Origin of the sequence: Gordonia sp. L191 (genome assembly GCF_030077625.1) — a bacterium.
In the GTDB taxonomy this organism is placed as follows: Bacteria; Actinomycetota; Actinomycetes; order Mycobacteriales; family Mycobacteriaceae; genus Gordonia; species Gordonia polyisoprenivorans_A.
On record NZ_CP125996.1, the window covers coordinates 1,986,451 to 2,005,544 of the forward strand.

Genomic DNA, 19,094 nt, shown 5'->3' on the forward strand with positions numbered 1-19,094 from the left:
GTCGTCGGGGTCGGTCAGATTCCCGACCGGGTCAGGATCGCCACCGGACCGGCGGCTCGTAGGGCCGCGAGGTCGACCGACCCGGCGTGCTCGGACCGTGACCCGGCATCGATCCAGGTGCCGCGCGGAAGTGCGAGCGTGGTCGTCGCGGCACGGTCGTCGTCGAGACTGTGGGTGAAGCGGGCGGTCACCACGATCACCCGCGGATCGCTCTCGCCGCGCACACCTCGGCCGAAGGCGATCGCGTGGTCGGCGGCCGGCCCGTCGACCTGTAGCGGGCGATAGTCACCGTCGGGGCCGAACGCCGGGCGGTGTGCTCGGCGAACGCGCAGGGCGGCAGCCACCAGCCGCGTCTTGGGATGATCGAGCGACCGGCGGAAGTCCACGGGTCGACGATTGTCGGGATCGACCAGTGAGTCCTCGTACCACTCGGTGCCCTGGTAGATGTCGCCGACACCAGGTCCGAGAAGCGCGATGGCCTTGCGTGCCAACACTTCCTGCTCCCATGCCGGACCGATCCGAGTGACCAGGTCATCGATCATCCCCGCCACCGGTTCGGTGGTGAGCGCGCCGATCCAGGCATCGAGCGCATCCTCGAAGGCCTCGTCGACCTCGGTCCACGTGGTCCGCACACCGGCTTCGCGGGCGGCTTTGCGCGCATAGGCGCGCAAGCGATCTCGCAACTCGTCCTCGACCCGGCCGTCGAGCGGCCATACCCCGATCACGTTCTGCAGCAAGAAGTATCCGGTCAGATGATCCGGTGGCGGAGCGGTGTCCCAGATGTGGCGGACCAGCAGCGACCACCGCTCGGGGACTTGCGCGAGCAATGCGATGCGCGCCCGCACATCCTCGCCGCGCTTGGTGTCGTGGGTCGAGGAGGCCGTCATGGCCCGCGGCCAGTCCTGCGCCCGGACGACGTTCAACTCGTGGAAATGACGTAGCGACAGCGCCGGATTGGCCGGGTCGCCACCGACCTCTTGCGCCGACACGAGGCGGGCCGTGCGGTAGAACAGACTGTCCTCGACGCTCTTGGCGGTGACCGCGCCGCACGTCTGTGCCAGCCGGGAGGTCGGGGCACCGGGCGTGGCGGTGGCGCGCACGATGAGCGTGACGGCGTCGGCGAGATCCGGTCGGCGGCGTGCGATCTCCTCGGCCACACCGAGCAGACGGGATCGAAGCGACGGATAGTCGGCCCGATAGACACCGAGATCGGCGATCATCTCGGCGACGGCGTCGGTGAGGGCGGCCGAGTCGGCGGTCGGATCCGAATGGGTCAGTGCGCGCACGAGCCTGCGGTGTTCGGCGGGGAACATCTGCGCGAGCGTGGTCAGTTTGCGCTGCCGTTCGGTGTCGTGCAGCCAGTGGGCGTCGGCCGGCACCCCGGTGGTGTGTTCGTGGATCTCGCTGAGCTCGACGATCCCCGACGGGGCGGTGAACACCGACTCGATGAGCCGCAACTGGTCGTAGCCGGTGGTTCCCTCGACGGGTAACGTCGGCTCCAGTGCCTCGTCGGCGGCGAGGATCTTCTCGATGTAGAGCAGACGATCGGTGCCGATGTCACCGCGCAATCGCTCGAGATAGGACATCGGGTCCCACAGCCCGTCGGGGTGATCGACGCGGACACCGTCGATCAGGTCGGCGTCGAGGAGTTCACGAATCCAGGCGTGGGTGGCGTCGTACACGGCGTCGTCCTCCTGGCGGAGTCCGGCGAGTTCATTGACGGTGAAGAATCGGCGGTAACCGATGATCCCGGAGTTCCACGGGACGAGTCGATAGTGCTGTCGCGCATGGACATCGGTTGCCGTACCGCCGAGACTTCCCGGTGCGGTGGGGAACTCGTGGTCGTAGTAGCGGAGAATGCCGTGCCGGTCTACGGTCAGCGGAGCCAGGTCACCGTCGGCGGCGAGGACCGGCAGAGCCAGCTTCCCACCACTGCCGTTGTCGGAGGAGAAATCCGCGTCGAAATACCCGGCGTACCGCGAACCGGGGCCGTGCCGCAAGAGGTCGGCGAACCAGGGATTGCGCAGGACCTCGGCCACCCCGGTGTGGTTGGGGACGATGTCGATGAGGATGCCCAGACCGACCGCGCGCGCCGCCGCGCGCAGTGCGGCCAGACCCTCACGGCCACCGAGGACCGGCGACACCTGCGGTGGGGGTACCCAGTCGTAGCCGTGGGTGGAGCCGGGCATCGCGGTGCCGATCGGCGAGAGGTAGACGTGGCTGACACCGAGATCCGCCAGATGCCCAAGGATGCCGATCACCTCGACGACACCGAAGTCCGGGGTCAGCTGAACCCGGTAGGTGGCGATGGGTTCGGGACGGTTGCCGCCGGCGGCGACCGGCGCACCGTCGCCGGTGTGCGAGCCCGGGTGCGAACCGGCCATCGAGTCAGTGCTGCTTTCGCAGGACGAGTAGCGAGCGGGCCTGAACCGCGAATGTGGTGCCGCCACAGGCGTCCTCGATGTCGGAGTCACCCGTGGGTTGGGCGGTGTCGAGGACACCGGTCCATCCCGACTCCAGGATGGCCGGCAGCGTGAACTCGATCGGCTCGTAGTGGGCGTTGAAGCAGATGATGAAGCTGTCGTCGACGATCTTCTCGCCGCGCTCGTCCTTTTCGCCGATCCCGTTGCCGTTGAGGAACACCGCGAGACTCTTGCCGAATCCGCTGTCCCAGTCGGCGGTGGTCATCTCCTCGCCCGAGGGGGTGAGCCAGGCGATGTCGAGATACTGCCGGCCCCACCGGATGGGCTTGCCCGCGAAGAACCGACGTCGGCGGAACACCGGGTGTTTGGTGCGCAGCGCGATGGCCTTGCGGGTGAACTCCAGCAGGTCGGAGTTCTTCTCCGCCAACGACCAGTCCATCCAGGACAACTCGGAATCCTGGCAGTAGACGTTGTTGTTGCCCGATTGTGTGCGCCCGATCTCATCCCCGTGGGCGAGCATCGGCGTGCCCTGCGAGAGGAACAGTGTGGCAAGGATGTTGCGTTGCTGCCGGGCACGCAGCGCATTGACCTCCGGATCGTCGGTGGGACCCTCGACCCCACAGTTCCAGGACCGGTTGTGGCTCTCGCCGTCGCGGTTGTCCTCGCCGTTGGCCATGTTGTGTTTCTCGTTGTAGGACACGAGATCACGCAAGGTGAAGCCATCATGGGCGATGACGAAGTTGATGCTCGCCAGTGGGCGGCGCCCGGTCGCCTCGTAGAGGTCCGACGAGCCGGTGAGGCGAGAGGCGAATTCGCCCAGGGTGGATGGTTCGCCGCGCCAGTAGTCGCGCACGGTGTCGCGATATTTGCCGTTCCACTCGGTCCACAGCGGCGGGAAGTTCCCGACCTGATACCCGCCTTCGCCGACGTCCCACGGCTCGGCGATGAGCTTGACCTGGCTGACCACCGGATCCTGTTGGACCAGATCGAAGAACGCCGAGAGCCGGTCCACGTCATGCAGCTCGCGGGCCAGCGTCGAGGCGAGATCGAACCGGAAACCGTCGACGTGCATCTCGAGTACCCAGTAGCGCAGCGAGTCCATGATGAGCTGCAGGGTGTGCGGATGGCGGCCGTTGAGGCTGTTGCCGGTCCCGGTGTAATCCATGTACATCTCGGGATTGTCGTCGACGAGCCGGTAGTAGGCGGCGTTGTCGATTCCGCGGAAGGCCACGGTCGGTCCGAGGTGGTTGCCCTCGGCGGTGTGGTTGTAGACGACGTCGAGGATCACCTCGATACCCGCCTTGTGGAAGGCGCGCACCATGGCCTTGAACTCGGTGACCGCGCTCCCGGGCTGGTCGTGATTCGACGCATACTCGACGTGCGGTGCGAAGAAGCCGAAGGTGTTGTACCCCCAGTAGTTTCGCAAACCCTTGTCGAGCAGCACGAAGTCCTGCATGAACTGATGTACAGGCATCAGCTCGATGGCGGTCACACCCAACGACTTCAGGTGATCGATGATCACCGGATGACACAGCCCGGAGTAGGTGCCGCGCAACGCCTCCGGGACGTCGGGATGGGTGGCCGTCATGCCCTTGACGTGGGCCTCGTAGATCACCGTCTGGTGGTACGGCAGTCGGGGCGAGTGGTCGTTCTGCCAATCGAAGTAGGGGTTGATGACCACCGACAACATGGTGTGCCCCAACGAATCCAGCTGCGGCATCGACGGCGACGGTTGCGGCTCGGTGACCGGTTCCGGAGCCGGCGGCACGACGTCGGTGGTGTCGTCGGCGGTCAGTGGATCGGCGTCGGAAGTCCCCTCGGCACCAGGCTGTTCGTCACCCGGTGCCCCGGCATCGGCCCCCGCTGCATCGGACGCCTCTGCACCAGACGCTTCTGTATCGGATCCCTCTGCATCGGATCCTGCGGACCCGGCAGCCTGCGTGTCAGCGGCGCGCGAGTCGATTGTTTCCGCGGCGATCGCTTCTTCGGCAACCGTTGTCGCAGAGTCGGTCTCGTCGGCAGGGTCGGACTCGTCGGCAGGGTCGGTCTCGGTGACCTCGTCGGCTTCGATCGCGGCGGTATCCGCCTCGTCGAGGCAACCGTCCGCATCGTCGGAGCTCTCGTCCGTGCCCGCGTCGTCGTGGGTGCTCTCGGGCAGCGGATACGAGAACAGTGACGCGTCGCCGTCGAACTCGCCGTGATAGGCCTTGCCGTAGGGATCGAGCAGCAATTTGCTCGGGTCGCAACGCAATCCGCGTCCGGGATCATACGGTCCGTGGACTCGGTAGCCGTAGAACTGGCCGGGACCCACATTGGGCAGATAGCAATGCCAGCAGTATCCGTCGACCTCCTCGATGCGTATACGGCGTTCGTTGCCGTCGCGATCGATCAGGCACAGGTCCACCGCTTCGGCGGCCTCGGAGAACAGGGAGAAGTTGGTTCCCACGCCGTCGTAGGTGGCGCCGAGCGGGTACGCCTGACCGGGCCACACCGGAATCGGCGCGGGCTCCGGCTCGACCATCGCCTCCGCCTGGGCGCCGTCGGCGACGAGCTTCTCCGTCGGATGCGGTCGGGTGCTGCTGCTGCGCGGCGCCGCGGTGGTGGCGGTACCGGTCCCGGTGGCAGAAGACTCGGTGCCTGCAGTCTCGGTACCCGTGGTGTCGGTACCTGTGGTCTCGGTACCGGGGGCGTCATCGGCGGTTGGCGGTACGGTCATGCCCACCTTCTGTCGGTCATGCACCGACAGTAGTCGCGATACGGCGCGCATTCATCTCGGAAGCAAGCCACTCGCCTCCGGAGCGCTCACCCTCCCACACCGCCGGTCCAGGGCAGCGCTCGTCGGAGCTGCACACCGAGTCCGTCGGTGAGACTGCGCACGTAGGTGGCGCTGAGGTGATGCCAGTCCTTGTACACGATGATGTTGCCGACGATCGCGGGACAGCGCTCGGGAGTGCAGACCCCGTCGGACAGATCGAGGGCATGGAACAGCGGGTCGGTGGCGGCGAGCGCGGCCGCCGGATCGCGGGCGTCGAGAGCCGAGGCGCGATCGGTTCCGCAGGACTCACCGTTGCCACCGTCGGCGAGGCAGGTGGGGGTGTCGATGGCACCCCGCGCGTCATGCGGCCACGGCGTGTCCCGTATACCGAGAACGGGGATACCGGCATCGGTGAATCGTTCGAACACCGGCGCGTACGTGTCCGGCAACACGTCGCCGGCGGCTGCGGTGTCCGGGCGGGTCGAGGTGGTGAACACCGCGTCGGGGCGGTCGGCGAGAATCCGGGGGATCACCCGCTGCACCCAGTCGTGGCACTGCGGATACGGGACGCCGTTCTGCATCGACGGCAGTTCCTCGGTCGAGAGGGGGCACCCCATCTTCAGGTAGGTGGTGACGCGGAAGTGGTGTCTCTTGCCGAGCAGGTGCAATGCGCTGATCCACATCTCGGCATGCGAACCGCCCGCGAGTGCGATGGTGCGTTGCGCGTTCGGGTCGCCGTACACCCCGACGTGGATCGACGGGTCCTCGAAGCTGTTCATGTACCCGTCGGTCGAGGTCTCCGGAAAGTCTTCGATGACCGCGAGTGGCGTCGGCTGCGGATCGAGTGCCGGGACCGGCGCACCGTCGAGCAATGCGCGGGCACCGGGGTAGTCACGCGGATCGAGGTCGGCGGTGTCGACGGTCAGCGTCGCCACGTGTCGCTGCCACATCCCGATCGCGACTGCCCCCGACATGCTGAGCACGAGGAGGCTCGAGGTGAGCACGGCGGTGTAGGAGGGCAGGCGCCGTGTCGCCCGGTCCCGGCCACCGGGTGCGGTCCGGGTGCGCAGCGGGTCCTCGATATAGCGCTTGGTCAGCCATGCCAGACCGATCGAGACCACCAGCAGGCACGCACCGTCGAGGAACGACGCTTGCTCTTTACCGCGCCAGTTGAGGAAGAAGATCAGCAGCGGCCAATGCCACAGATAGAGCGCGTAGGCGATGGTCCCCAACCACACCGGCCCGGGGGAGGCCAGCAGCCGGTTGATCATCGGCAGCGGATGGACCGGACGTGCGTGTCGGGCACCGGAGCGCTGTTCGAGGGCCGCCGCGCCCGCCCAGATGAGGATCAGGGTGGATCCGACCGGCACCAGCGCCCACGGGCCGGGATAGGAGTCCACCCCGTCGATCCACCATCCGCAGGTGATGATCAGTCCGAGTGCGATCGCGCCGGCGAGGGTGCGCACCGCTCGAGGGATACGCCATCGGGGCAACCAGACCGCGAGCAGTCCTCCGGCCAGCGGCTCCCACAGACGGGAGAGCGTGTCGAAGTAGTTCCACTGCTGGTTCACGCCCATGCGCATGTCGGCCCAGTAGAACGAGATCGCCGCCGCGCCGAGCAACGCCACCCCCACGCACACGCGGATGGTGTGCGGTGTGGCGATCGGTGCGATCACCCGCGCGGAGAGTTTGACCAGTCCGGCGAAGCCCAGCGCGACCAGGAGCGTGGCGAGAAAGAACTGGCCCTGCACCGACATCGACCAGATGTGTTGCAGGGGACTGTTCGCCGAGCTCGCCGCGAGGTAGTCCTGCGAGTTCAGAGCCAGATACCAGTTCTGGTAGTACAGGGCGCTCGCCGTGAGCTCGCGACCGATGTTGGCCCATCGGGTCGGCGGGAGTAGGAGCACCGTCAGGATCAGCACCGCACCCAGGACGGTGAGCAGGGCCGGCAGCAGGCGGCGGAGGAGTCGGCGCAGGCGGGGCCACGGATTGATGGTCGCGGCCAGGCCGACGTCGGGGGATTGACTTGCGATGGTGTGGCGCAGGAGTGAGCCGATGAAGAAGAAACCCGACAGCGTCAGGAAGACGTCCACCCCGCCGGAGACCCGGCCGAACCAGATGTGAAAGCACGCCACCAGTGCGATCGCGATCCCGCGTAGCCCGTCGAGATCGGTGCGGTAGGACTGCGCCGCGGGGGTCGCCGACCCGGGCGGGGTACGGACTGCCTGGGTGGTGGCCACGATGCGAGTCGGACTTTCGTGCGGGGGCGGACGTGTGCGCACTCTCGACGCTACCGGCGCCCGGTGGTTCTACAGGTGCCCGGCCACGCGGGCGCGACTGCGGGCGCCGTCGATGATCACCGCGAGTGCGCCGGTGAACTCCGCGTTGAAGTCCCGTTCGGACGGCTCGATGACTCCGAGCCGTTCCATCTGGGCTCGGGTCTGTTCCTCGATCGTCAGTCCGATCACCAGCTGGCAGATCGCGGTCGCGACCGCGCGGGCCCCGTGCTCGTCGAGGCCGCCGAGTGCGGCGGCGGAGGCCACGTCGTCGGCGACGGCCCGCCCGGACAGTGCGCTGGCCCAGCTCGACGAGACGACCTCGGCGCTGTCGGGGACGGCCAGCAGGGCCGTGCGCATGCCGGTCGCCAGTGCCTCGAGGCGTTCGTCCCACCGCAGCTCCGGACCGGGCTCATCGATATCGGCGAGGATGTCGTCGGCCAGTGCCGCCAACAGCGTCTGCTTGTTGGGGAAATGCCAGTACAGGGCGTTGGGGCGGACGCCGACCTCGGTTGCCAGCCTGCGCATGGTCAGGTCGGCGAGGCTGTGTCGGGTGAGCACGTCGCGGGCGGCGGCGAGGACGTCGGCGCGATTGTTGCTCACCCGGACAGCGTAGAGCCCCGTGGCCGGACACCGCCGAGGCGGTCCTGTACACCGTCCAGGGCGGCCCTGTACAGTGTCCAGGCGAGGCTTCGGCGAGGCAGCCCCTCCCGCACCTGTGTGGGCCGCCCGGCCCCGAATCGACACGTCGCCCGCATCGACACATCGAAGGAACGTCCCCGTGGATCAGATGAGCATCAGCCGCATCGATGCGGACCACATCTGGCATCCCTACGGTGCGTTCCCGCCGTCGACCCGGCCGCTCGTCGTCACCGGCGCATCCGGCGTGCGACTGGAGCTGGCCGACGGACGCACGGTCGTCGACGGGATGAGCTCATGGTGGGCGGCCATCCACGGTTATCGTCACCCGGTGCTCGACGCCGCGGTGCGGCGGCAGCTGGACTCGATGTCGCACGTCATGTTCGGTGGACTCACCCACGAACCCGCGGCGCGACTCGCCGAGCTGCTCGTCGAGCTCACCCCCGAACCCCTGCGCAAGGTGTTCTTCTGCGATTCCGGATCGGTCTCGGTGGAGGTCGCGGTCAAGATGGCGCTGCAGTACTGGCGTGGTCGTGGCGAACCGGGCCGCACCCGGTTGCTCACGTGGCGCGGCGGCTACCACGGCGACACCTTCACCCCGATGAGCGTGTGCGACCCCGACGGCGGGATGCACAGCATGTGGACCGACGTCCTGGCCCACCAGATCTTCGTGCCGACGCCGCCGCGGGACGCCGACGACACCTATGACGCCGACGTCGCCTCCGTCGTCGCAGCCCATCGCGACGAACTCGCGGCGATCATCGTCGAACCGATCGTCCAGGGTGCCGGGGGCATGCGCTTTCACGATCCGGCGCACCTGCGCGCGCTGCGCCGCATCTGCGACGAGCAGGGCGTGCTGTTGATCTTGGACGAGATCGCCACCGGCTTCGGCCGCACCGGATCGATGTTCGCCGCCGATCAGGCCGGCGTCGCCCCCGACATCATGTGTGTCGGCAAGGCGTTGACCGGGGGATACCTCACCCTCGCCGCAGCCCTGTGTACGGAGGAGATCGCGGAGGTGATCAGTTCCGGGGAGGCGGGCGGATTGGCCCACGGCCCGACGTTCATGGCCAATCCGCTGGCGTGTGCGGTCGCCGTCGCCTCGACCGAACTGCTGCTCTCGCGCCCGTGGCGTGACGACGTCACCCGCATCCGGGACGGCCTGCGCCGCGGACTCGACCCACTGCGCCACCTCGACGGTGTCCGCGATGTCCGGGTCCTCGGCGCGATCGGCGTCGTCGAACTCGACCGGCCGGTCGACATGACCGCCGCCACCACTGCCGCGCTCGACGCCGGCGCATGGCTGCGACCATTCCGCACCCTGATCTACGCCATGCCGCCGTTCCTGTGCTCCGACGACGACGTCGAGGTGATCACGCGTGCCATGGCATCGGCGGCGCAGGCCAGTATCGCCGCAACCCGAGAGGTGGTGTAGTCGTGACCATTACGGACACGCTCACCGGTACGACCGGACCCGCGTTGGACTGGCTGCACGCGGCCCAACATGCCACCGCACAGGCCGGGCTGCATCGCGACCCGGTGGTCCGCGACGGCGGTTCGGGTCTGCTCGACCTCGCCTCGAACGACTACCTGGGGATGTCGAGGAATCCGGCGGTGCTCGCCGCGGCCCGCACGGCGATCGACGAGTGGGGTGCGGGCTCGACCGCCTCGCGACTGGTCGCGGGCACCACCCGGGCGCACCTCGACCTCGAAGGCGAGATCGCCGAATTCCTGGGATTCCCTTCGGCTCTGGTGTTCTCCTCCGGCTATCTCGCCAACGTGGGGGTGATCACCGCGCTCGCCGGGCGCGGTGACCTCATCGTCAGCGACACCGGTACCCACGCCTCCCTGATCGACGGCTGCCGGCTGTCGCGGGCGCGGGTGGTGGTCGTCGACCGCGGAGATCACGACGCCGTGCGTGCCGCCCTCGCGGCCCGGGACGAGGAACGCGCACTGGTCGTCACCGACTCGATCTACAGTGTCGACGGCGCTGCCGCGCCGGTTCGCGAACTCTACGACGCCGCACGAGCGCACGGCGCGGCGCTGTTGGTCGACGAGGCGCACGGCCTCGGTGTCCGCGGGCCGGGCGGACGCGGCGTCGTCGCCGAGGCCGGGCTCTCGGGTGCACCGGATCTCGTGGTGACCACGGTCGCCTCGAAATCGCTGGGCGCACAAGGGGGAGTGGTACTCGGACCGCAGGTGCTGCGCGGCCATCTGATCGACCGGGCCCGCACCTTCATCTTCGACACCGGACTCAACCCGGGCGCGGTCGGCGCCGCCCGCGCCGCGCTGGGCTTGCTGCGGGCGGATCCGGACATGCCACTACGGTTGCGCGACAACGTCCTACGCATCGCCGATCGCCTCGGCCTGACCCTGCCGCTCGGCCCCGACGGGACACCGCAGACCTCCGCGGTGCTCTCGGTGATCGTCGGTGATCCGCACCCCGCGCTCGCCGCCGCGGCGGCTTGCCGGGCCCGCGGGGTGTTCGTCGGATGCTTCCGGCCGCCGTCGGTGCCGCCGGGTACCTCGCGCCTGCGGCTGACGATGCGCGCCGACCTCGACGCCGCCGACGTCGACCGCGCCGCCGACGTGGTGCTCGCCGCCCTCGAGGAGGTGGGCGTCCGATGACCGCCGGTCGGGTTGTCGCACAGGGCCTTGCGGGTTCACATGACCTTGCGGGCCGTTCCCTGGTGATCACCGGGACGTCGACCGACGTGGGCAAGACCGTCGTCACCGCTGCGCTCGCCGCGACCCTGGCTGCCCGCGGTGTCGATGTCGCGGTGTGCAAACCCGCCCAGACTGGCGTCGGACCCGACGAGCCCGGTGATCTCGCCACCGTCACGGCTCTCGCCGGAACGCTGCCGACCCACGAGTGTGTGCGGTTCGCCGACCCCCTCGCCCCCGAGACCGCGGCCCGCCATGCCGGATCGGCGCAGGCCGACCCCGACACGATGGGCCGTCGGATCGCCGGATTTGTTGCGGCGCACCAGATGACGCTCGTCGAGGGGGCCGGTGGCGTGCTGGTCCGGTTGGCTCCCGAGCACACCATCCTCGACGTGGCCGCCGCCCTCGCCGCCGAGGTCCTCGTCGTCGTCGACCCCGCTCTCGGCACACTCAACCACACCGAACTGACTGTTCGGGCCATCCGATGGGCGGGGCTGCATCCGGCCGGCCTCGTTCTCGGATCCTGGCCGCACACACCCGATCTCGCGATGCGCTGCAATCGCGACGATCTGCCCCGGCTGACCGGGGTGCCGGTGGTCGGCGTGCTGCCCGCCGGCGCGGGCGGGCGCAGCCGGGCCGAATTCGCCGAGTCCGCTCCGGGCTGGTTCGATTCCGGCTGGATCGAGAGTCTCACCCCCGCAACGCCGGTGCCGTCCGTACCGCCGTCCGCACCCTCACCACAGTCCGCACCCGCACCACAATCCGTGCCCGCATATCAAGGAGTTCACCCATGACCCAGGCCCCCGTACAGTCCGACGTCGCGGCCGGGACCGACACCGACGACATCCTCGCCGTCGCCCGCGCCCACGTCCTCGAACGCGGTGAGGCGCTGACCCGCGATCAGGTACTCACCGTGCTCCGGCTCGGCGACGACCGGCTCACCGAGTTGCTGCAACTCGCCCACGACGTCCGCATGCGGTGGTGCGGACCCGAGGTCGAGGTCGAGGGCATCATCTCGCTCAAGACCGGCGGGTGTCCCGAGGACTGCCACTTCTGTTCGCAGTCGGGCCTTTTCGCCTCCCCGGTGCGCAGCGCCTGGATCGACATCCCGTCGCTGGTCGAGGCGGCCAAACAGACCGCCAAGACCGGTGCCACCGAATTCTGCATCGTCGCGGCCGTACGCGGACCTGATAAGCGACTGCTCTCGCAGGTGGCCGCGGGGATCGAGGCCATCCGCAACGAGGTCGACATCCAGATCGCCTGCAGCCTGGGCATGCTCACCCAGGAACAGGTCGACCAGCTCAAGGACATGGGCGTCCACCGCTACAACCACAACCTGGAGACCGCCCGCAGTCACTTCCCGAACGTCGTCACCACCCACACCTGGGAGGAGCGTTGGGACACGCTGCGCATGGTGCGCGACGCGGGCATGGAGGTCTGCTGCGGCGGCATCCTCGGCATGGGGGAGTCTCTCGAGCAGCGTGCCGAGTTCGCCGCCGACCTCGCCTCGCTCGAACCCGACGAGGTGCCGCTGAACTTCCTGAATCCCCGTCCGGGCACCCCGTTCGGCGATCTCGACGTGCTCCCCGCGGCCGAGGCGCTCAAAGCCGTCGCCGCGTTTCGGTTGGCCCTGCCGCGCACGATTCTGCGGTTCGCCGGCGGCCGCGAGATCACCCTCGGCGATCTCGGGGCCAAGCAGGGCATCCTCGGCGGCATCAACGCCGTCATCGTCGGCAACTACCTGACCACGTTGGGTCGCCCCGCCGAGGACGACCTCGATCTCCTCAACGACCTGTCGATGCCCATCAAGGCGCTCAACGACAGCATCTGATCCACACCGACGACGACGTGACTAGGCTCGCCAGCGTGAGTGGTGCGATGACAACAAGCGTGATCTCCGGTGCGGTGCCGATCCCGGGCCCGCTGGATCAGCCGTGCCGGTACGGCGTGTACACCGGGATCGAGGTGGAGATCGAGTCGGCCGACGCGATACCGCCCGCGGCCCGGCTCGGACTCGAGCCACCCCGCTTCTGCGGGCAGTGTGGGCGGCGCATGATCGTGCAGGTCCGCCCGGACGGATGGGATGCGAGATGCTCGCGGCACGGCCGCGTCGACTCCTCCGAACTGGGTCACCGATGACCGCGCCGGGGCCGGTGTCGATCGGACCCCGCAGGCGCCTCACGCACCGCACCCCGGCGACGCTGGCGGCGTGCGCAGCGGTGATCGGAGTGCTCGGGGTGGTCGCCGGCGCCCTGTGGGCTGTGATCACACCGTCGATGAGCGCGCTGAAAGCCGCGCATCAGGTGTATCCGATCGACAGCGTCGCCGGTGTCTCGGCATTCGCCTTCGTCATGCTCGGGTACGGCGCGCTGGCCGGTGTGCTCGGGTGGCTGGTGGCTCCGGGCTGGCGCGGACTCCCCGGGTACGCCACCGTCTTCCTCGCCACGGTGCTCGGGTCGGGCATCGCGGGATGGTCGGGGACGCTGATCGCGGCGCGTCGCTTCACCGACCCCGACTCGGTCGCGGTGGGTGCCCTCTTCCGTGCCGTCCCGCAACTGTGGCTCGACGGCGCCACCCGCGGAACCCCCAGTGGCCCATGGGCGTTGGCGATCTGTGCGCCGCTCGTGGCCACGGTCGTCTATCTCGTGTTCGCCCTGGCGAATCGCCACGGGGATCTCGGCGTGGGGGATGCGCCGCCCGAACTCGTGACGCCACAACCGGTTCCCGCGCAGCCCGGACCACCGGCCCCGCCCGCGTAGTTCGCCGACGGCGCCCGTCATGACGCCGACGGCGCTCGTCATCTCGCCGACAGGGCTCATCACCACCCCGACGGCGCCCGTCACCACCCCGACGGCGCCCGTCACCACGCCGACGGCGCCCGTCACCTCGCCGACGGCGCCCGTCACCTCGCCGACAGCGCCCGTCATGACGCCGACGGCGCCCGTCACCACCCCGACGGCGCCCGTCATGACGCCGAAGCACCCCTACAATCGACGCCATGCCACCAGCCGCACGCGCCGAGGACTCCGCCGAGGCGTCCGTCTCGCCGTTGCGTGTCGAGGTCTTGACCGCGGTGTTCCAGGTCCGCGACATCGATGACGCCGCGCCGGAACTCTGTGTGCTCCTGGCGCGCGGCGAGGGATCGACCTGGTGTCTGCCCGGCGGCCGGGTCGGCGCCGAGGACACCCTGGAAACCTGCGCCCGGCTGGTCGTCGCCGACATGGTCGACATCGGCACCCTCGCGCACCTCGAACAGCTTTCGGTGTTCTCCGCGCCGCATCGCGTGCCGGGTATCCGCACCATCGCGTCGACGTACCTCGGACTCGTACCCAGCGATGCGCGCACCACCTCGCCCGATCGAGCCGACTGGCATCGCGTGGACGCGCTCCCCGAACTCGCCTTCGATCACGGCTCGATCATCACCAAGGCTCGCCACCGGCTGGCCGCGAAGCTCTCTTACACCAACATTGCTTTCGCGTTGGCGCCGAGCCGATTCCCGATGTCGGAACTCTCCGAGATCTACGGCGCCGCCCTCGGCTACCGGGTCGACACCACCAATCTCCTGCGCATCCTCAGTCGCCGCGGTGTCGTCGTCGCCACCGGCACGCTGGGCCGGACGGGCCGGTCGGGGGGACGGCCACCGGCGTTGTATGCCTTCGCCGACAACGAACTCCGCGTCACCGATGAATTCGCCACCCTCAAGCCACCCATGTGAACTTCACGGTTGTCGGCTCTTCCGGCTGCTGTCCGCGGCCGCCTCAGAGCTCGTCGAGCACGACCAGCCCGTCCTGGATGGCGCGGGCCACCAGCGATGCCTTGGTGCGTGCGGTGCGTCCGGCCTGCGCGTACTTGCTGCGAATCCTGGCCAGGTGGGTGTTGACGGTGCCCACCGAGATGTTCAGATCGGCCGCCGCCTCCGACTTGGAGTCCACCAGCAGCCAGGTACGCAACACCTCGACCTCTCGGCACGTCAGGGGGACGGCGGGATACTGCCGTGTGTCGGCCGGTTCGGGTGCGGGGACGGGGCGCAACGCCGCCGGTTGTGGTATCGGGGCGACGACACGACGCGCGGCGAGACGTTCGAGCGCCTCCTGACGGCGGCGAACCGCCTGCAGGGGAGTGGAGTAGGCCCGGCGAACCGGCATCACCGGGCGCGGCGCGGCGATGGGGACGATCGGGGTCCGGGAATCTCCGGCGGGGGTCAGGCTTGCGGTCATTGGGGTCAGGCCTCCTGTGAACATGCAGGTGAGGGAATGTACGGCGACGCAGTACGGACGCTACGGACGACGAGTCTCCGGCAAACGCGTAGTGGACTACTTGGAATGCGCTTGGAACTACTCGCGTGCGACGGAATGTCCCCGTGGGGGCCGGTGTTACGATGATCACCAGGTTTTCGATCAGTAGTCGAAAACCGGTCTCGGAGCACAGCCCGTGCCGCGAGCAGCAATGCCCGAGCGGCATGAAGGACGGAGTGGCAGATGAGCATCACCAGCGACCGTATCGCCGTGGGCGACACCACGCCGGCACTGATCGACGCCCGGTGGGTGGACGGTCCCGGGGGATACACCGGTGTCGAACCGACAGCGGAGTGGGCCGAGGAGATCCGTCGCCTCGCACGGGCCCGCAACGCGACTCTTCTCGCCCACAACTACGAGTTGCCGGCCATCCAGGACGTCGCCGACCATGTCGGCGATTCGCTGGCCCTCTCGCGTATCGCCGCGGAGGTCGATTCCGACGAGATCGTCTTCTGTGGCGTGCATTTCATGGCCGAGACCGCGAAGATCCTGAGCCCCGACAAGCGTGTGCTCATCCCCGACGCCCGCGCCGGTTGTTCGCTGGCGGACTCGATCACCGCCGACGACCTGCGTGCGTGGAAGGACGATTTCCCCGACGCCGTCGTGGTTTCCTACGTGAACACCACCGCCGAGGTCAAAGGACTCACCGACATCTGCTGCACCTCGTCGAACGCCGTCGACGTGGTCGCCTCGATCGATCCCGATCGCGACGTGCTCTTCCTGCCCGATCAGTTTCTCGGCGCTCACGTCAAGCGCGAAACCGGTCGCGACAACATCCACATCTGGGCCGGCGAATGCCACGTGCACGCCGGGATCAACGGCGACGAGCTGACCGCGCAGGCCAACGCCCACCCCGACGCCGACCTGTTCATCCACCCCGAATGTGGTTGCGCCACATCGGCGTTGTATCTCGCGGGCGAGGGCGCGGTCGGCGACGACCGGGTCAAGATCCTCTCCACCGGCGGCATGATCGACGCGGCCCGCGCCACCGGCGCCAAGCAGGTCCTCGTGGCCACCGAGATCGGCATGCTGCACCAGCTGCGAAAGGCCGCTCCCGGTATCGATTTCCAGGCTGTCAACGACCGCGCTTCGTGCCCGTACATGAAGATGATCACCCCGGCGGCGCTGCTGCGCGCGTTGCGGGAGGGTCGCGACGAGGTGTTCGTCGCCGACGATGTCGCCGAGCGTGCACGCCGCAGCGTCGAGCGGATGATCGCGATCGGTAATCCGGGCTCGGGGGAGTAACACGATGAGCGCCACCTTCGTCGGGCAGGAAATGGCCACGGGCCGAGACGAACTCGAGATCACCGACGAGATCCGGTCGCTCATCCGCACCGCACTCGACGAGGACCTGCGTTACGGGCCCGACGTGACCACTTCCGCCACGGTGCCACCGGAGGCAATTACCGACGCCGCGATCGTGTCCCGCCAACACGGCGTCGTCGCCGGAATCCCGGTGGCGCAGGCCGTGTTCGACGCGGTCATCGGCGCAGGCGCGTACACGGTGACCGAGGTCGTTCCCGACGGCACGCGAGTGGCGCCCGGCGACACCGTCCTTGCCGTACACGCGCCGACCGCGGCTCTGCTCACCGCGGAGCGCACCTGTTTGAACCTGCTATGCCACCTGTCGGGGATCGCCACGGCGACAGCGGCGTGGGTCGACGCGGTCGCCGGAACCGACGTCAAGATCCGGGATTCCCGGAAGACGTTGCCCGGCATGCGGTCTCTGCAGAAGTATGCCGTCCGCGCCGGTGGCGGTGTCAACCACCGGATGGGTCTGGGTGACGCCGCACTGATCAAGGACAACCATGTCGCCGCAGCCGGGTCGGTCCGCGCCGCGCTGGAGGCCGTGCGTGCTGCCGCACCGGATCTGCCGGTGGAGGTCGAGGTCGATTCGCTCGAACAGTTCGACGAGGTCCTCGAGTTGTCGCCGCAACTGGTACTCCTCGACAATTTCGAGCCCTGGGCCACCCAGATCGCGGTGCAACGCCGCAATTCTCGGTCGCCGCAGACCAAGTTGGAGAGTTCTGGTGGCCTGTCGCTCGACGTGGCCGGCGAATACGCCCGCACCGGTGTCGACTATCTCGCCGTGGGGGCGCTCACCCACTCGGTGACCGTGCTCGATCTCGGATTGGACATCGCCACCTGAGACGATCGCCACCTGAGACGATCGGGGGCCGTGACCATCGGCAACCGAGGCGAACATCGACAAGCGATACTCACCTCGGTTGCCGGGCGGCGTCACGATGTCGTTGTGCCCCCGAAGAAGTCGAGCAGCAGAGCCGAGGTCTGCTCCGGACGGTGGGCGGGGATCCAGTGGCCGACATGAGACAGCCGCTCGTAGCGCCACGGTCCGGTGACATACCGTGCCGAGTCGGTCATCTGGTGTTCGGTCAGGGCAATCTCGTCCCTCCCCACACGCCCATCACCGGACAGGCGACGGGTGGGAGATCGGCAAGCGCGTACCAGTCGGTGTCGGCGAATTCGGCCGGTGTCAGGTTGGCGCGGTAGTAGTTGAGCCCGGCGCTCAGTGCGCCGTCGCGTTCGAGGTCGGTGAGTTGCCGATCGAGATCGGGGTCCGAGGAGCGTTGCGCACCGTCGTAGGCCCACTCGCGGAACCACTCCCAATCGTTGACCGGGAGCGCCGATTCCGCGACGCCGGGTGTCTGCCACGACAGGATGTACCAGGCCAGCTGCTTCTGCGGGAATCCGGCGCCGGCATACGCCCGCGGGTGGCCGACCGAGAACGCGGCGAGCTTGGTGACCCGATCGGGCAGGCTGGCGGCAAGGACCCAACCGATGAGCGAACCCCAGTCGTGAGCGGCCACGCTGAACTCGCCGACACCGAGGTGATCGAGGAGTCCGATGATGTCGCCGAGCAAGGTCGGTGCCGCGTAGGCCGATGGATCTGCCGGCCGGCTGCTGTCGCCGAACCCGCGCAGGTCGGGCGCGATGACGCGATAGCCGGCATCACGCAGATCGCGGATCTGGGTTCGCCACATGGTTTGCTCGATCCGGAAAACCATGGAGCAGAAGGACAGTGGGGCCCTCGCCGACGTCGATGACGCTGAGTGTCACCTCACCGATCTCGATCGGGGTGGCCGCGATGTCGGCTGTGTCGATTGGGGTTCCCCCGAAAAAATGGACACGGTTAGCTTGATTGCTGACTTGCGTGCGAGCTGATCTCGAAGTCGATGGGTGAGATCATCCCTAACGAACTGTGCCTCCTGTCATGATTGTAGAATCGGATGTAATTGTCAAGTCCTGCAGTAAGATTCGCACGAGTGGTGAAGGCGTGTCGCTTGTAGTATTCGTGCTTGACCGTCGACCACAACGACTCTGCGCCGGCGTTATCCCAGCAGATGCCGGTCTCGCCCATCGAGCGCAGCAACCCGTGGCGTGTGCAGGCCTGTGCCATGTCATGGCTGGTGAATTGACTGCCTCTGTCCGAGTGCAAGATGGTGCCCGTCACCGACCCGCCGCGCGTGGTGACCGCAGCGTCCACGGCGGCCTCGATGAGCTCAGTACGCATGTGATCGGCCAGCGACCAGCCCAGCACGCGCCGCGAGTGCTCATCGCGGATCGCACACAGGTACGCATCCCCCTCACCGCAGGTCAGATAGGTGATATCCGAGGTCCAGACAGCATCAAGACGGCCCTGATCAAAGACCCGCCCCACCCGGTCGGGTGGGAACGACGCCGTCGGATCGACCACGGTCGTCTTGACCTTGAAGGTGCGGGGGCTGATGCCCTCGATACCCATCTCGGCCATGATCTTGGCGACGGTATTCTCCGAGACCGACACGCCCTCGTCGGGCAAGTCGGCGGTGATCCGCAGGGGAGCCGTAGGTGCGTTGCGATCTCTTCCAGTGAGCCACAATCTTGACTTCGAGATCACGGCGACGCTGCTGTCGTGCGGTGAGTTCGCCACGCTGCTGACGACCCGCCCACGCATAGTATCCCGAGCGTGAAACCCCCAGCAGTTCAACAAGAGCAGTGATGTCATGGCCGGCGCACTCCGCGGCGATGAGTTCATAACAGC

The 19,094-nt window shown here is 68.1% G+C and carries 17 protein-coding genes; 9 read left to right on the forward strand and 8 right to left on the reverse strand.

Annotated elements, in window-relative coordinates; all coding sequences use genetic code 11:
* Positions 1-14: 14 nt before the first annotated feature.
* From treY to QNM97_RS08920, 4 genes are all read right to left on the reverse strand, one after another.
* Entirely contained in the window at positions 15-2,384 is a 2,370-nt protein-coding gene (gene treY / locus QNM97_RS08905; RefSeq protein ID WP_283822425.1) for a malto-oligosyltrehalose synthase, read from the reverse strand.
* A 4-nt stretch (positions 2,385-2,388) separates the two neighbouring features.
* Positions 2,389-5,139, reverse strand: a complete 2,751-nt coding sequence (gene glgX, locus QNM97_RS08910; RefSeq protein WP_283822426.1) for a glycogen debranching protein GlgX — start codon at positions 5,137-5,139, stop codon at positions 2,389-2,391.
* A gap of 86 nt (positions 5,140-5,225) precedes the next feature.
* Positions 5,226-7,418: an acyltransferase family protein gene (locus QNM97_RS08915; protein ID WP_283822427.1), complete on the reverse strand. Its 2,193-nt coding sequence runs from the start codon at positions 7,416-7,418 to the stop codon at positions 5,226-5,228.
* A 69-nt stretch (positions 7,419-7,487) separates the two neighbouring features.
* Positions 7,488-8,057 (reverse strand): TetR/AcrR family transcriptional regulator, encoded by a 570-nt coding sequence (locus tag QNM97_RS08920; RefSeq protein WP_283822428.1) that lies wholly within the window; start codon positions 8,055-8,057, stop codon positions 7,488-7,490.
* A 178-nt stretch (positions 8,058-8,235) separates the two neighbouring features.
* Between QNM97_RS08920 and QNM97_RS08925 the strand changes: the two genes are divergently transcribed.
* From QNM97_RS08925 to QNM97_RS08955, 7 genes are all read left to right on the forward strand, one after another.
* Positions 8,236-9,528 (forward strand): adenosylmethionine--8-amino-7-oxononanoate transaminase, encoded by a 1,293-nt coding sequence (locus tag QNM97_RS08925; RefSeq protein WP_283822429.1) that lies wholly within the window; start codon positions 8,236-8,238, stop codon positions 9,526-9,528.
* A 2-nt stretch (positions 9,529-9,530) separates the two neighbouring features.
* Positions 9,531-10,721, forward strand: coding sequence for an 8-amino-7-oxononanoate synthase (locus tag QNM97_RS08930; RefSeq protein WP_208791568.1), 1,191 nt, complete (start codon positions 9,531-9,533; stop codon positions 10,719-10,721).
* 62 nt (positions 10,722-10,783) lie between these two features.
* A complete protein-coding gene (gene bioD / locus QNM97_RS08935) occupies positions 10,784-11,551 on the forward strand; it encodes a dethiobiotin synthase (protein ID WP_283823146.1) in 768 nt (255 codons plus the stop codon).
* A complete protein-coding gene (gene bioB, locus QNM97_RS08940) occupies positions 11,548-12,588 on the forward strand; it encodes a biotin synthase BioB (RefSeq protein ID WP_283822430.1) in 1,041 nt (346 codons plus the stop codon). The genes bioD and bioB overlap by 4 nt, the downstream gene beginning before the upstream one ends.
* 47 nt (positions 12,589-12,635) lie before the next feature.
* Entirely contained in the window at positions 12,636-12,896 is a 261-nt protein-coding gene (gene bsaP / locus QNM97_RS08945) for a biotin synthase auxiliary protein BsaP (RefSeq protein ID WP_208796193.1), read from the forward strand.
* Positions 12,893-13,516 (forward strand): DUF2567 domain-containing protein, encoded by a 624-nt coding sequence (locus QNM97_RS08950; protein WP_283822431.1) that lies wholly within the window; start codon positions 12,893-12,895, stop codon positions 13,514-13,516. Before bsaP ends, QNM97_RS08950 begins: the two co-directional genes overlap by 4 nt.
* Before the next feature lie 239 nt (positions 13,517-13,755).
* The gene (locus tag QNM97_RS08955; RefSeq protein ID WP_283822432.1) at positions 13,756-14,472 is read left to right on the forward strand and encodes an NUDIX hydrolase; all 717 of its coding nucleotides are present in this window, start codon (positions 13,756-13,758) and stop codon (positions 14,470-14,472) included.
* Between the two features lie 43 nt (positions 14,473-14,515).
* On the opposite strand, the gene QNM97_RS08960 is transcribed toward QNM97_RS08955, so the two are convergent.
* Complete coding sequence (locus tag QNM97_RS08960) at positions 14,516-14,974, reverse strand: response regulator transcription factor (RefSeq protein ID WP_283822433.1); 459 nt, start codon at positions 14,972-14,974, stop codon at positions 14,516-14,518.
* Positions 14,975-15,235: 261 nt separating this feature from the next.
* Here QNM97_RS08960 and nadA point away from each other — a divergent pair, with 261 nt between their 5' ends.
* Positions 15,236-16,297 carry a quinolinate synthase NadA gene (gene nadA, locus QNM97_RS08965; RefSeq protein WP_283822434.1) on the forward strand — a complete coding sequence of 354 codons (1,062 nt, stop codon included), beginning with the start codon at positions 15,236-15,238 and terminating at the stop codon, positions 16,295-16,297.
* Positions 16,298-16,301: 4 nt separating this feature from the next.
* Complete coding sequence (gene nadC / locus QNM97_RS08970; protein WP_283822435.1) at positions 16,302-17,201, forward strand: carboxylating nicotinate-nucleotide diphosphorylase; 900 nt, start codon at positions 16,302-16,304, stop codon at positions 17,199-17,201.
* Positions 17,202-17,293: 92 nt separating this feature from the next.
* On the opposite strand, the gene QNM97_RS08975 is transcribed toward nadC, so the two are convergent.
* From QNM97_RS08975 to QNM97_RS08985, 3 genes are all read right to left on the reverse strand, one after another.
* Positions 17,294-17,434, reverse strand: coding sequence for a hypothetical protein (locus QNM97_RS08975; RefSeq protein ID WP_283822436.1), 141 nt, complete (start codon positions 17,432-17,434; stop codon positions 17,294-17,296).
* A gap of 11 nt (positions 17,435-17,445) precedes the next feature.
* A complete protein-coding gene (locus tag QNM97_RS08980) occupies positions 17,446-18,054 on the reverse strand; it encodes an alpha/beta hydrolase (protein WP_283822437.1) in 609 nt (202 codons plus the stop codon).
* 149 nt (positions 18,055-18,203) lie between these two features.
* Positions 18,204-18,983: an IS3 family transposase gene (locus QNM97_RS08985; protein ID WP_283822438.1), complete on the reverse strand. Its 780-nt coding sequence runs from the start codon at positions 18,981-18,983 to the stop codon at positions 18,204-18,206.
* Positions 18,984-19,094: the final 111 nt, after the last annotated feature.